Genomic DNA, 14,559 nt, shown 5'->3' with positions numbered 1-14,559 from the left:
CTCGATCACAAGGCAGACCACTGGAGGATTTGGAGTGCCGCTCGCAGAAAAGAGGTCCTCTTAGAACGCCAGGAAAAAGGCCTGGATATCCACCCAGAAGTATCCGACCACGCCAGCACCGATTAGACCGAACGCCAGCCGGAGAATCCAAGCTGGCCAGTTCCGATCCTCGACCATATTGACGACGTCACGGACCATCGGCACGGACTCAGTCAGGCCGAAATCCTTGCTTATATCCTCCAGCCGCCATTCCATATGCATCAGCAGGAATACTGTGATGCCCTGCACGAAGTGCGACGCGTCCATAAACGACGCTGACGGCGGGTAGGCAATCACGACATCGACCAGGATGAACCCGATCAACATCGCGGCACCAACTTCGATGATGTTCTTCCGACGCCGATTCTCCCGAATCGCCTGGTCCTTCTCCTCGGCCACCTCGGCCTCGTGCTCCTCCAGCTGCTCCGCTGAGAACACCCGGATGCTGTTGTCCAGCCGGCCGAGCAGCTGGTCAAGTAACGCGAGCTGCTGGACGTCCGGAGTGAACTCGTAACCGATCTCGTCCGCAAGATACAGCTCGAATGGCAGCTCGTCGTACAACCGCTGCCAAAGATTCTGACGTATCTCGGCCACGACCTCCTGTGCGAACTTCTCCTGGCTCAAGGCGTCCCGAATCGCGTCCTGCTGCTCCTGGAAGAACCAGACGAGCGGGATCAACTCATACTCATTCAGGTCTTCTTCGTCCACGCGCCGCATCTTTTGTAGCACGTCTCGACACTCCTTGGCGTCGTACTCGGCGACCTCCAAGGCAACGGTCTCGACGAACGCCATCCGGTCGTACTCGGTCCAAGTCGCCTCGCGCTGGCCCTCCACTTCACTGGATAGGAACTCACGGTACTCGTCCAACGCATCGTACGCCTTGATGCCGACGAGGGCGCAGTACAGGTAGATGTAGGAGTTGAAGAACTGGAACCGCGCGGCATCCGGCCCGTCGCTCTCCTCACGGCGAGCGATCTCCTCATCGATCTGGGCGAAGAACTGGTCCCGGATCTCGTCGTAGATCGGACGGCCGCGGTCGAACTGTTGGAAGAACTCGGCCATCAATCCGAGAGCGGCGACCTGATACTCGTGCGATACCTGGACGTCAGCGAACCAATCCTCGAGCTCGTCAGCGATGTCGGCTATCTCATCCGTATGCCCGTCGTGTGCCTGGAGCGCGAGGCCGACCCAGGCCGTGCTGAGCGGGTCCCCATACCAACCGGGGCGTTCCTCTTCCCGGTCGAGAAGCTGGTGGATCGTCCGATGGATGATGAGCTTCAGGTTGGGCTGTGACTGCTCTCCCTGTGACCGCTCGCCGGCCGTAGTTAGAGGAACCATGGGATATCCCTGAGGCGTGGGCTCACCATCCGGCCCATGTCAATTCTTGCCACGCCGTCATCATCAACCTTCTGGGCATTCTCAATGATATCGGCGATATCCTCCGCGTACTTGATGGTGATCGGCATATTCGACCCGAACTGATCCTTCCAGTACACCGAGCACAGGTCGTAAATGCCCTGCGCGATCTCCTTGATCTCCAGGCTACCCTCGACCTCCAGCTCGATCGGGACAGGCGAGCCCGGGCGGAAGTTGCGCCGGCCACCCGTCATAACGAACCCCTTGTTCCCGCCGGTCCGGATCCACAGCCCGCGTTGCGACAGGCCGGTCCTGTGCCGGTCGTCGTAGATTCGGAAGTCGTGGCTGTCATTGAGGTGCGCCAGGGTCACGTCGAGACCATCGAACTCGTCCTCCAGCCGTTCCTTGGCATCCCGTTCCGCCGGTCCGATCCGTTTGTAGCTGTGGACCACGATGTGCTCCGGCGCGTTCTCCTGCTGCGCATACTTCTCGGCGGCCTCGACGATGCTCTTCGTCAACTGGTCATTGAACGAATCGTAGGACGTGGTCGCTTGCGTCGAGTCGAACCAGAGGAAGGCGCCGTTGCTCTGGTAAGCAGCGGCGAACCCAAGCGTCCGTGTCGTCCCACCGACCCGGCCAGCGCGGTACTCGCTCTTCCCGACACCGATCACCAAGTCGACCGGTGACCGAGGACGGTGAATGACCCACGGCGTCCCACCGAGCTTCGCGTAGATCTGGCTGACGACGTTGACGATCAGGTACTTCAACGGGACGTGATGCGATGAGTGCTGTCGGAGTTTGTCGACGAGCACCATCTGACTGGGAATCCCGGCTTGCGTGAGCAGCGCCTTCACCGCCCAGTACGGAGATCGGTAGCCCCGGCTGCGCATTTCGTCCGACACGAACACGATCGCCAGGTCGTCATCGGCTGCCTGGATATCATCGACGGCGTCCACGTAGGTATCGAGGTCCGTGTCGTCCAGTTCGATGGTGTTCGCTACGGAGACGCTGTCCATCCGGAAGAACGATCGGAAGCCGTTCGGGTAGTAGCTCGAGTGGCCGTTTATCAGCGCATCTTGGAACCCTTCGGCGTCCGACCGCCAGCTTGCCGGGTACACCAGGGTGAACGTGGCGTCGGTGAAATCGCGGGACGTGGAGGAGTCGAATGGGCCGTTCCTGCCTAACCCCTTGCCGACGTTACTGTTCGTGATGCTGGGGTTGGTGTAGTCAAACCGGTGGGTCGGTGAGTCAAGCTGCTCGGCGTGGAACTGGATGGGCATAGGTTAGGCGAGCACCTCCACGGGCTGGTCGGCGATGGTAAGTGTCTGCCCGGTCAGCAGTTCGACGTTCCGGTCGATCTGGTCCATCAGGTCGTTCAGCTGGCCGAGTTCGTACTTCGCCTCCCGCTCCGAGGCCTTTTTCTCGCTCAACCGATCGGGGATGCCGAGGCGGTTTCGGCCGATGTCCTCGATGATGCCGGATTGACGGCTCCCATACTTGTCCGTGGCCCACTGCCGGATGTTCGCGTAGCTGGCTTCGATCGCGACACGTTCGACGGGCGGGTTGCTGTCGATGCCATCGACGGCCGGCGAAACCGACGCGTACTGGCCGGATCCGTCCGCAGCATACTGGCATAACTCGCCGGTTTCGGTGAAGCCGTCGAACTCACCGATCAGGCCGGCGTGTCCGTGGAACGTGCAGTCTTCGTGTGGGCAGTCGGCTGGGCAGTTCATCTTCAGCCAGTAGTCCTGGTTGTGGACGCCGTCAAGCACGTCGTCGAGTGGTTCGGTGAAGATGTTCGTGGTCGTGTACGCGAAGTTGATGCCGACGAACGGCCCTTGATCCGGAAGGTTCCAGAACCGGGAGCGGACCTTAAGTCCCTGACGGATCTCGAGACCGTCCACCGGTTCGGCCACGGGGTCCGTCCGGTAGACCTGGTTCACCCGGTGGATCTTGGCCTCGGCTTGGTCGACTTGTAGCGGGGTGAACTCGTGGTTCTTGATGAGGTGACGGATGACGCTGTATTGAACCAGGTTCGAGTAGATCCAGAGGTAGTCCTTCCAAGGGACGGTGTTTGGCTCGTATCCGGTCTCCTCCTCAAGCACTCGTCGGCCCTCCTCGTTGGTCGGAACGGCGACCGCGGGAGAGGCCTTGGTGTCGGTCGTGATGGAGTCGTACCGTTCGTCGATGGATTGGGGGATGTCCTTGTTTTTGGAGGGATGTCGCCAGATCCGGAGGTCCTCGTTCGGGAGCTGGCATTCGTACACGTTCAGATGTGCCATTCGTCCGAACGTTCCGATACGAGGTGCTTATAATTTGCCGAACGCTCGGCTTACCGATGATACTGCAGGCGTTGGTCCCTACGCGAACTCGTCTTTCAGGTACAGGACGCGGAGCCCGGTGACGTTGTTTATGACCTCACGGCTGTTGTAGATCCCGACCTTCCCAGACACGGGTCTTCCGTTCTCGTACCGGACGACTTTCCCATCACCGTCGCGGAGGGCGTTCCCCTTGTCACCGGTGACCATCCGCTCCAGGAGACCGGTGTCGCACATATACGAGGCGTCGCACACGACCTCGATGTCCATATCATCGGACAGAGTGCGCTCAAGGGTTGACACTCGCGCGTCCGGGATTTCCCCGCGTTCCGGTCCGAGGTTCACCCGCCTCCGCAGTTCATCCTTCCGCTCCCATGCATAGTCCTGCAAGTCTTCGACCAGCAGCTTCTGGATCTTCCGAACGTTCTCAACGGTCACGTCGAGGTCCAGCTGATCCAATTTCTCCTCAAAGTACCGGCGAATCGCCGGTTCCGATGAGGGCTTGATGTGGTACGCGTCAACGAACAGCTCCACGGCAGTGTTGAGATCAAGGTCGTCCCGGTCGAAGATCGCGTCCTCGAACAGGAACCGGCTGTCTCGGAGTTCCGCCATCTTCGATTTGAAGTTACCCTTGTCCTCGTTCCAGGATAGCTCGGATCGGTCCCACTTGTATTCGACGTAGTCGTCGGTGACCGGCCGATTGCAGTACTCGAAGAGAACGGTGTCCCCGATGTAGAGCTCGTTGTCCGATTCGAACAGACGCTTGGCGTCGCTATGCCACCAGTCTTGGAAGAAGGTGTAGCCGGTCAGGCAATTCGTGTCCAGATAGTACCGCATCTATTGGCTGGGCGCAAATCCGACAAGTGCCTCGGCAACAGCGTCCTGTGCATCACGTACGACATCATCCCGTTCGAGCTGCGCCCCGAACTTGGTTTGCTCACGCTCCTTGTTCTCAAGACGGGCTCGCATCTGTTTCTGGTAGCTGTCCACGTCGTCCGAGATCGCGTCCCGGACCTCTTCGACGGAGAGGTCACTGTGTTCCTGCTGGGCGACCTCGATCATAAACACCGTCCAGAAGGCATTGCAGAGGCTAAGCATCTCATTGACGCTGTAGAACTGGTCGATCTGGTCGAGTTCGGTGCTCATCACCGTGTACCAGAGATAGAGGTCGGACTCCAGGTGTGGGAACTCGTCAGTGGGGAAGCTCTTGACGACGCGCGAGAGAGAACGGCGGATGTCATCCTTTTCGTAGCCGTCATCGAGCAGGTCTGGGTGGTTGTCGGCGGCTGTCCGGAGTTGTTTGTCCAGCTGCCGAAACTCGCGCTGGACTTCGTACGGCGCATCCTCGTACATGCGGTCGGTAAGCGGTTGCAGCCCGCCGATCTGATAGTACCGGAGAAGCACCTCCTTCACGACGCTCCTGGTCTCCTCGACTTGGTCTACTGGGGCGTCAATCGAATCTGGCTCGACAGGGCAGACAACTTCTGAACCGCCATCGTCGGCTTTTCCGATGGACACCAAGGAGCCGGATAGCGGTGTTACCGTCCCGTACCGGTACCAGTAGTACGGGATATTGGCGTTGATACCTTGCTCGTCCAGCTCCTGCTTGATGAAGTACAGAAGCTTGTGAAGCTCTTTCTCCCGGAGAGGGCTGTCGTATTTCCGCTCATCAAGGAGGAGCGTAGTTATTTCGTCAACCCCGAGATCGGGAGTCATAGGTGTATTATCTTCGACCACCGTTCTTAAAGTTGACCACGTTGTTACATCATCTGATACTAAGAAACGAGACGGAGAAGCTCGTCACTCATTAATTGGTCAGCGGCCAGCGCCATCCTGGGCGAGCTTATCAAACAGTCTACGGTGCTTTTCGATGAACCGTTCGGCGAATTCGCGAGCGTCGGATTTTCCCGAGACATCGGGTTTCGCTTGGTCCTTGGTCATACTCATCGAATATTCTTTCAACGTAATGGCTGTTGTGGGCCCACATAAGCCTGCGTCGGCTACTTAATCAGACGGTTGTGTTGCGTCAGATTGGACGGTCCGTGAACATGGCCGCCAGTAAACTCGTGCGCCGCCGCCGACTCTTTTGGTTCTGAGCTCCCCCATCGCAACCAGGTCCTGCAGGTAGTTTCGTGCCGTGTTCCGATGGCACTGATACTTCACCCGTTCGGCGATCTCGGGGGCATTGAAAGGCTCACAAGCGTCGTCGTTTTGCTCGAAAATCTCCCGGACGGCGTCGATAGTAACCTTCGGATGCGGTCCAGCCATACATTGTGTGCGGCGACAAACCAAAATCCGCGTTGGCGAGGCAGTAATTCGATTGTGTGCGCCGAAAGAGTCCTTTGAATAGGACATATACGAGGCTTGTGAAGGCTATTTAGGGATTCAGATCCACGAGGAGGATAATGACGTGCCACGTGCCAAATCATCGGAATTTGAGTGAGACGATCATCAGGATGCTGGCTGAGGGGAATTCGCCTCCGGAAGCACTTCCGCCGCTATACGAGTCCATCGACCCGGACGCGTTAGACTCCTTATTCAGTCGCCGAGGCGTCGACGGGACGATAGAGTTTGAGCATGCGGGATGCCGAATTGTCGTTCACGGCAACAGAGAGATACAAATCGAGGAGTCGCCAGATGAGTCAGTGTGATCGACGTCTCCCGGGAGATGATCCCGAGGATCCTGACTCACCGAAGGACCCGAAGCTGAAGTTCCCTACGGGGCGTTTCGAAGAACCCATCATAAACCTCATTTTTGCCGCACAGATTTCCCTCGGAGCGATGGCCATTTTCACGTTCCTGTTCTGGGCCTGGCTCGTCCTCGGTTCCTGGTATCACCCGTGGATGCTCAAGCCAGGGATGTTCTGGGAGTACTTCGACATCGACTGGTACCCCGATGTCCTCGGGCTCGCATTGCTTATGGTGATCCCGGTGATTTTTCTCCATTACCTGTATGAATGACGGCGACTGTCGGGTCCAGTCCATTGACGGTGCTGCTGCGTGGGTCTCAGGACGGTTAATCACGACTACCTTTAGGAGACTGTAGCCGCGTAACAGTAGGACTGCAGCAGTCAACTGACTGAGAAGAGGCTGACAAACCACCCTCACTCTTATCCATTTTCTATTATATTGCTTGCATCGGTTACCTCTCGTGTTTAACCGATACAGGTGCTTAAAACCAAATTTCGGTTAAACACGTAACAGAACCCTCGCTTATTAGATAGGATTGCATAGTAAATACCGGACAGAAGATATGCCCGCTGAAACCGCAATCCCGTGCTCGAGAGATGTTCGGGATCTCGTAAAGGCACAGAAACGAGGCGGAGAGTCATACGACCGTCTTCTGAAGAAGATGGTCTCTCAGTACGACCCCGCTGCGTCGACGGACAAGTGAGGAGCGGAGCATCCGGCCGGGGCCGGTCTAACTCCACGTGTCAGTTCGTCACGTGGGTAGTTAGGCTTTGTGAGACTTGTGGGCCTCGTGGATGGCTCCGGGGACGGCTGGACCCGAACCCAGCACCCCAGTGAAATGCAATCGACAGGATCGGAAGACAACACGAGTACAGTACGGCGAACGAGAGATGAAATTGACACAGATGCCTTTGAGACGAGTCCCAGTACGGGATACCGCGAACTCTATTCGATAATGGGGGTCGACAATGTCTAAGGCCGAACTCACTGATGCTCCAGAGACCTACGTCAGGGAGCATCGTGAGACGCTAATCGAGATAATAAAACATAGTGACGATGACTTCGTCCGGGCGCTCTGTCTCGCAGCCCTCGTGAAGTACGGGGCAGACCCGGACGTCGAGCAGCTCCAAGAGGAGATCGCCCGCCTGGACGAGTTGCAGGAAAAGGTAAGATGACCGCGATTAGTTCCTTCTCGATCAGCGAACCCGTCTCATTCCCCCACCGCTTCGGTGAATTGCTGCGCAGCCTGGATGAGGTCGGCGTCTCCCCCGAAGGCCTCGATCACCGGTTCGATGTCCTCGAGTTTGTCGAGAAGATCCGGGTTTCGCTTCGCAATCCGGAGGAGGGCGCGTCGCTGCTCATCCTGGTCTTTCCGGAGGTCCTCGACGGCACGGTGGTCAAGAGCCTGATTGCACCACATACAGACTGGCTCCTCACGGGGAGTGTCGCGTCCGCAGCGGGGGCATTCGACTGGACCGGTCGGCCCATCGTCCTCTTCTTCGACCTCAAGGCCGTGGAGCTTGGCATACTGCGAGTCCGATTCGCCCCCAAACCGGGCTACGTAGTGAGCTGTCGCTTTGCTCCCGCGAGCCCGCCCCTGACGGTCCTCGATGAAAGCCTGCGGCATCCCCTGGCGGGCCAGCCAGGTGGCATTCGATTTTCTGAAGTTCGTCGGGGTGACGGGCTTCGTGACGCCCGCTCGCTTGCCGGCATCTTTGAAGGCGTTGTTGAACATACGGTACGAGATTTCTTCGGGCTTCGAGAGTTTCGACCACAGAGGGGCGTCTGGGTCATCTGGGGCCGGATGTTCAGAGAGCCAGCGGTTCAGATACGGGACAGAGGGAATGAGCGTGACCGAGCGCTGGCCCTTCTTCCCATCAACCATAATCTGAAGGCCGTATTCGTGGTCATTGACGTCGTTGACCGTGAGCTCTTGGAGTTCACCGCTCCGGGCTCCAGAGTCAAACGCGACCGCGATGAGAGCCTTGTCACGGGGATTCCGGGCGGCGTCGATCATAGACTTGACGTCGGCCTCCCACTCAAGCATATCCGCGGGGTTCGGGACTGGATCGTGACTGTTGCTCGTCCCGGAAGGGACCCATTCGACGCTCGCGGGGACACCCTCTTCGTCGGTCACACGTTTGGCGAACACCCGGAGCGCCGTCCGGTAGTCGTGGTTCGTGTATTCGTTGTCGTACTTGCGATTAATCCAGCGGACGATCTCCTTCGACGCCTCTCTGTCCTCGAGGGCGTCGGCCAGCCGACCGACGTTCTCCGCGATGCGAGTGACGTGACGAAGCAGTTTGATGTGGCGGTGATCGGTGTACTTGGACTTCAGAAGGTCCATCTCATCGCTGAATTGGAGAAGGAGCTCAGCATCCTCATCGTCGATTTCGTCCGACTCCTGAATTCGGTCGCGCAGGTTCCTGATTTGGGTTCGCTGGCCGGTCATTCCACAATCACTATATCATACTCTATTATACGTGGGATTATGAAGTCTCGGTTCAAATCCCGGCCTAGGCTTACTGTACTTTGGTTAAATCCTGCTTGTAAAAAGCCCTACAGTGGCGATACCGTCGGTTTGGGGGTGGTCGCGTGAGGCGCACCGTCCCCGCGGACCAGCAGTGCTCGATGCCGTCGTGCGAGCAGGAAGCCACGACCACCGTCGGCGCTGGTTCGCTCTGCGACCACCACGTCAAGCGACTGGGCGTGGACACCGGAGGCTCGGACTCCGACGAGACGGAAACCGCTGAGGACCCGTCGTCCGCGGCGTCTTCGACGTCGCAAGCGAAGGAACTCACGCGCCCAGACCGGACCACCGACGGCCGGCAAGACGATGCGAAGGTCGACCTCCATGGCGTCGAGCCCAACACCTTCCCCACCGATCTCGCCGAACATGGCGCCCGCTGGTTGCTCTGGCAGTACAGCGACGACCGAAAGGTGCCCCGAAACCCCAGCTGGGGCTACTCCAACCAAGACGTCGGCTACGCGTTCGTCGGCGCGAAGGACCCCAACGCCTGGTTCGATTTCGAGACTGCCAGCAATTGGGTCGATCACGACGACGACCTCGGATTCGCGTACTACCTCACCGGTCCCGACCGTGACGACTGGGACGACGACGAGAAGTACGCCTGGGTTGATCCCGGGGAAGACGTGCCCAGTGAACCGCACGTTGGCCTCCTCGACTTCGACGACATCCGCGATCCAAAGACCGGCGACGTCGCCCCGGGCGCTGTCAATCTCCTAGAGCAGCTGGCCGGGACGTTCTGCGAGTGGTCTCCGTCGGGAACAGGCGCGCACGCACTCGGTGGCTTCCGCCTCCCGGAGGGCGTGACGACGCTCACGATCGACCTTTCGTCCCCGGAATGGCCGGATGCCGAGCTCGAGATGTACCCCGGTCATCGGTACACCACAGTCACTGGTGACCACATCCCCGGTACCGAAATGTCCACGAGAGACGTCCAAGGGATCGTCGACGACATCGTCGCCACCCATCCAGGTGCCCTCGACGCAGCGCGTGCCACCACCCCCAGTGGTCGGCCGGACGAACTCGACCGCACGCCCGACCTGTCGAAGGCCGAACTCGCCGACATCGAGACTACGTCCGATATCCAGGACGTGTTCGACGCTATCCAGCACACCGGACCGGCCGACATCCACCTCCGGTCGACCGTCACCCGCGAGCGGAGCGACGGGAGCCTCGATCTCGACCCGAGTTGGGCGCAGTCGAAGAGCGGTACGCGCCTCGCGCAGGTTGACAGTGGTTGGGTCTACCGCAAGGGAATGCACGGCCTCGATGCGCTCCAGGTCGTCGCGCTCGAGGAGAGGATCATCTCCTCGGAAACCGAGTATCCGAGCGACGAGGACTTCTGGGCCGCCGTCGACGCACTCCGCGATCGCGGTGCTCACATCCCGGAGTACGAACCCGACGGTGCCGACCCAGTGAGTGCGCTCCCACTCGCGAAACTGGACGCCCTCGATGATGACGAACGGCAGCGTGCTGCTGCGGCTCAAGATATCGAGTGGCCGTCGACCGACGAGGCCCGCGAGCGCCTCTGGAACCGTCTGCTCGATGCTGTTCGCCAGCAGGAGGAGGTCGTCATCGACGCCCCGACGGGACTCGGCAAGAGCTACACCGTCGCGACCGAACCCTGGCTTCGCCATGCGGACTGTACCGGCGAACAGCCGGTCGTTCACTTCAGTCCGACGCGAGATGCTCGTGATGCTGCCATCGAACACAGTCGAGAAGCCAGCGGTGTGACGCACGCAGTCCTTCGCGGACGAAAGGAAGCGTGCCCCGTGGCCCACGGGATCCACGATCCGTCGGATGAGGACGAGGAGGATGAGACCGTCGAGATCACGATGAATCGGACGCCCGCCTCCCAGTGGTTCGACGCCGTCTGTGACGGTCGCGGTGTCCCCTTCTCGACGGCCCACGCCTATCTCGCCGAGCACAACGACCAAGGCATCGAACTGCCGTGCTCGCGTGGAGACGATCCGTGTCCCGCGATCGGACAGTGGGACGGCCTACCGCGAACGGAGGAGGGTGATCCCGCCGTCGACGTCATCCACGCCACGCACCAGTTCGCGTACGTCCCCGGGCTCACGCAGTCGTGTAACGTCATCTTCGACGAGCGGCCGGACTTCGCCGTCGACGGCGAACACCTCACGAACGACCGCATCCAGCGCGCCGTTACGGCGTTCCTCGAAGCGGCGGGTGCACCGGTGACTACGTGGGAGTCGTTCGTCCAATTAGCACGGACTGCGTACGGACAGGGCGTCCACGGGGACGTCCTTCGAGAAGCGAACGCGACGGCGGCCGTGTTCAATTACGAACCGGACCGGGAGTGGTATCTCGAACATCCCGACGCCCACACGCTTGCACCCGCGTTGGCGGATGCTATCTGGTCCGCGTTGGCGCAGGGCTTCGATGAGAACGGGCGCAGCGTGGGTACCGTCACACACGACCCGCCCCGACTCGATGCTAACGCTCGCGACGACGACGGCTGGTCGCGGACGTGGGTCTCTGTCGTCGTCGACGACAACAACCGCGTGCGTACCGTTCGGAACGTTCCTGACCTCTCGACGGCGCGGTGCGTAGTCGGCCTTGACGCACACCCCAGCGTCCCGCTGTGGCAACGCAACACCACCACCGACATCGTCCCCGATCGCGTGCTGGACGTCGACGAGCGCCGACTCTGGCGGCGATACGAGCGCGGCCTCAAGGTCGTCCAAGTTGGCGACGCCGTCCGACCGCTCGCTAGTGGTGAGTACTTCAACCCCGATGCGACGCGCGTGCTCTTGGATCATCTCAACCACCACTTTGACGATGCGTTCGACACCTGCATCACCGCTGCGAGCGTCGAGCGCGAGGTCGAACAGCTGATGCGAGAGGTCGGTGTCGACGACCCCGAAACGATGCACTTCGGGGAGGAGCGATCCCGCGACGAGTTCGGCGATCATGACGTGGGACTCGTCCACGGATCGATCGACCCGGGCGACGACTACGTGCTGAACCTCCTCGCCGAGTGCGACCTCCACGCTGAGCCAGAAACCGTGGAATCAGCAGATGGGGAACAGCAACGCGCGCACATGGACGTGGCTTCGTCGGTCCCGATGCCGACACGGCCAGCGAGATCCTCGCTTCCGTTCGCGAGAATCACGTCGCACAATCCGCTGGTCGATACGCACGAGACGCCGACGACCCCGACAACACAGCCACCGTCTTCGTCCATACCAGTGCCGTGCCGGCTGGGTTCGCGGACTGCCGAGTGCCTGGCGTCGAATGGGTTGCGACCGACGTGCAGCAGACCATCATAGAAGCTCTCCGGTCGCGGCAGTCTGCCACTGCCCGCAAGCTTGCCGAGGCGACGGACGTGTCGAAGCGGCACGTCGCTAAGACGCTCTCTCGGCTCCTCGATGACGACCTTGTCAGCTGCCGTGAGGGCGAAGGAGTACACGGCGCGGACGTGTTCCGCGCTGAAGACGCTCCGACGAGTGGTGTAGTTGACCTGGGTGCGGAGGAGATCGCTAACAGTGCCGTATGGGGCTCCAATACGTGGTCGTTCGTGATCGAAGCCGTTGAGGCACCACGAGAAGAGCCCACTAGACCGAGCGACACTCCAACCACGACCCGGGCCGTGTCATTAGCAGCGTTCCAAGACGGCCCACCGCCGAAGTAGGCGGCTGCTCTCCGGCCTGTTCGCCCCTTTTGTGAGCGACAGCACTACGATTCCCTGCTCGTCGTCCTCAGTCAGGCGAAGCCAACAAAGCAGAAAGTCAGGACTCGTCGGCCGGTATTTCAGAAAGCTGGGCTTTGTTGAAACCCTAAGATGATGACAGGAATCACGTGCTGTATATAGAGCTTCTCTTCAGCAGAACCCGATGCTGATGCGCCTACTAAATGTCGGAGCCCATGTTCGCAGGCAGTCGGCAGAACGAGGAGGACAGTCGATGGCCTCTAGATCCACAGAACCAGTTCACTACTGACAGCAGTCAGTCACCCGCGAATTCATTAGATGGTTTTAGTCGATGGAACGAGATGCATGAATATGGACACGCTACAATCGAACGGCAGTACGTTCCGGGGGTACCGATGGTAAACGTCGCGCTCTCAGCTGCACAAATCGTCTTAGCGCTGTTTCTCGTGGTGCTCAACGGCTTTTTTGTCGCAGCAGAGTTCGCCTTCGTTCGGATTCGGGGAACGTCGGTTGATCAACTCGTCGAGGAGGGGCGGCCCGGCTCCGGAACGCTCCAAGAAGTGATGACGAACCTCGACAACTACCTCGCCACAACGCAACTCGGTATCACCATCGCATCCCTCGGGTTGGGATGGGTCGGCGAACCAGCCGTGGCAGCGCTCATCGAACCCGTACTGGAACCGGTTCTCCCCGCGAATCTCATCCATCTCGTCGCGTTCGCAATCGGCTTTAGTATCATCACGTTTCTCCACGTCGTCTTCGGTGAACTCGCGCCGAAGACGCTCGCAATCGCCCAGACCGAGCGACTCTCGCTGTTCCTCGCCCCGCCAATGAAGTTCTTCTATTACGTACTTTATCCGGGAATTGTCGTCTTCAACGGAGCAGCCAATGCGTTCACGCGGTCGCTTGGTGTGCCGCCCGCGTCCGAAACGGATGAGACACTCGGCGAGCGGGAGCTCCTTCGGGTACTAACACGATCGGGCGAGGGCGGGGACATCGACATGGCAGAAGTGACGATGATCGAGCGCGTCTTCGATCTTGACGACACCGTGGTGCGGGAGGTCATGGTCCCACGACCGGACGTGGTGAGCGTTCCGGCGGATGCCACGCTCTCCGAACTACATTCGATCGTCTTCGAGTCCGGTCACACGCGCTATCCGGCTCTTGACGCCAACGACGGTGACCAAGTGGTTGGATTCGTCGACGTCAAGGACGTATTGCGAGCAGAGGTGGACGATGGGGATGCCGAGGTAGTCGGTGACATCGCCCGCGGAATTCTCATCGTCCCGGAGACCATGTCAATTAGCGATCTCCTGATACAATTCAGGGAGGATCGCCAGCAGATGGCCGCAGTCATCGACGAGTGGGGGGCGTTCGAGGGGATTGCGACGGTCGAAGACATCGTTGAGGCCCTCGTCGGAGACCTTCGAGACGGGTTCGACCTCGATGAGCGCGAACATTCGATACGCCCGCGTGACGATGAAGGGTACGACATCGACGGCGGAGTCCCATTGTCGAAAGTTTCCGACGCCCTCGGTGGCGACTTCGATAGCGAAGCGGTCGAAACGATCGGTGGGCTGGTGCTGGGACGACTCAATCGCGTGCCAGAACCTGGTGACCGCGTCGAGATCGACGGTCACGTCGTTGAGGTAACGAGCGTCGAGGGGACCCGAATTTCGACGGTATGGGTCCACGAAAGAGATATCGACGATCCAGCAGTGGACTGACAGGGATTTGCGTGGATCCTCATACTTTCCAGTGTAGCAGATCACAAATCTGTTGAAATCGGCGTGCAGGACTTAGAGGATAAGTTCAGCACAACGACTCCGTTTGTTTCACGCCGAAACTAGTGAACTACTCGCTCACTACACCTGCGTACTGTTCGATGTTCTCCAGTACTAACACTCAGATTACGCCGTCACCAACACTGCTTATGGAGCGAGGAGGTGTCTCTC

At 59.6% G+C, this 14,559-nt stretch carries 12 protein-coding genes; 5 read left to right on the top strand and 7 right to left on the bottom strand.

Annotated elements, in window-relative coordinates; genetic code table 11:
- Positions 1 to 60: 60 nt before the first annotated feature.
- From CNO20_RS00870 to CNO20_RS24010, 6 genes are all read right to left on the bottom strand, one after another.
- Complete coding sequence (locus CNO20_RS00870) at positions 61 to 1,377, bottom strand: hypothetical protein (protein ID WP_101294154.1); 1,317 nt, start codon at positions 1,375 to 1,377, stop codon at positions 61 to 63.
- Positions 1,365 to 2,675 carry a Piwi domain-containing protein gene (locus tag CNO20_RS00865; RefSeq protein ID WP_101294153.1) on the bottom strand — a complete coding sequence of 437 codons (1,311 nt, stop codon included), beginning with the start codon at positions 2,673 to 2,675 and terminating at the stop codon, positions 1,365 to 1,367. Before CNO20_RS00865 ends, CNO20_RS00870 begins: the two co-directional genes overlap by 13 nt.
- A 3-nt stretch (positions 2,676 to 2,678) precedes the next feature.
- Positions 2,679 to 3,677, bottom strand: a complete 999-nt coding sequence (locus CNO20_RS00860; RefSeq protein ID WP_101294152.1) for a hypothetical protein — start codon at positions 3,675 to 3,677, stop codon at positions 2,679 to 2,681.
- Positions 3,678 to 3,755: 78 nt separating this feature from the next.
- Positions 3,756 to 4,550: a hypothetical protein gene (locus CNO20_RS00855; protein WP_101294151.1), complete on the bottom strand. Its 795-nt coding sequence runs from the start codon at positions 4,548 to 4,550 to the stop codon at positions 3,756 to 3,758.
- Positions 4,551 to 5,429: a hypothetical protein gene (locus CNO20_RS00850; protein ID WP_101294150.1), complete on the bottom strand. Its 879-nt coding sequence runs from the start codon at positions 5,427 to 5,429 to the stop codon at positions 4,551 to 4,553. It abuts the gene before it with no gap.
- A 99-nt stretch (positions 5,430 to 5,528) separates the two neighbouring features.
- Positions 5,529 to 5,654: a hypothetical protein gene (locus CNO20_RS24010; RefSeq protein WP_269844110.1), complete on the bottom strand. Its 126-nt coding sequence runs from the start codon at positions 5,652 to 5,654 to the stop codon at positions 5,529 to 5,531.
- Positions 5,655 to 6,118: 464 nt separating this feature from the next.
- Here CNO20_RS24010 and CNO20_RS24240 point away from each other — a divergent pair, with 464 nt between their 5' ends.
- The 3 genes from CNO20_RS24240 to CNO20_RS00835 all read left to right on the top strand — a co-directional run bounded on the left by CNO20_RS24240 (position 6,119) and on the right by CNO20_RS00835 (position 7,579).
- Positions 6,119 to 6,364, top strand: a complete 246-nt coding sequence (locus CNO20_RS24240) for a HalOD1 output domain-containing protein (RefSeq protein WP_158237346.1) — start codon at positions 6,119 to 6,121, stop codon at positions 6,362 to 6,364.
- On the top strand, positions 6,351 to 6,674 hold the full coding sequence (locus CNO20_RS22475; protein WP_143423120.1) for a hypothetical protein: 324 nt from the start codon (positions 6,351 to 6,353) through the stop codon (positions 6,672 to 6,674). Before CNO20_RS24240 ends, CNO20_RS22475 begins: the two co-directional genes overlap by 14 nt.
- A 698-nt stretch (positions 6,675 to 7,372) precedes the next feature.
- Positions 7,373 to 7,579: a hypothetical protein gene (locus CNO20_RS00835; protein ID WP_101294147.1), complete on the top strand. Its 207-nt coding sequence runs from the start codon at positions 7,373 to 7,375 to the stop codon at positions 7,577 to 7,579.
- Positions 7,580 to 7,614: 35 nt separating this feature from the next.
- Here the strand turns inward: CNO20_RS00835 and CNO20_RS00830 are convergent, their stop codons facing one another.
- Entirely contained in the window at positions 7,615 to 8,856 is a 1,242-nt protein-coding gene (locus CNO20_RS00830) for a tyrosine-type recombinase/integrase (protein ID WP_101294146.1), read from the bottom strand.
- A gap of 143 nt (positions 8,857 to 8,999) precedes the next feature.
- On the opposite strand from CNO20_RS00830, the gene CNO20_RS00825 reads away from it, so the two are divergent.
- Both CNO20_RS00825 and CNO20_RS00820 read left to right on the top strand, forming a co-directional pair.
- Positions 9,000 to 12,224: a hypothetical protein gene (locus CNO20_RS00825; RefSeq protein WP_101294145.1), complete on the top strand. Its 3,225-nt coding sequence runs from the start codon at positions 9,000 to 9,002 to the stop codon at positions 12,222 to 12,224.
- Between the two features lie 775 nt (positions 12,225 to 12,999).
- Complete coding sequence (locus tag CNO20_RS00820) at positions 13,000 to 14,331, top strand: hemolysin family protein (RefSeq protein ID WP_101294144.1); 1,332 nt, start codon at positions 13,000 to 13,002, stop codon at positions 14,329 to 14,331.
- Positions 14,332 to 14,559 lie beyond the last annotated feature (228 nt).

Source organism: Halegenticoccus soli, assembly GCF_002844195.1.
GTDB classification, from domain to species: domain Archaea; phylum Halobacteriota; class Halobacteria; order Halobacteriales; family Haloferacaceae; genus Halegenticoccus; species Halegenticoccus soli.
This window is presented reverse-complemented; position numbering and strand designations above follow the sequence as displayed.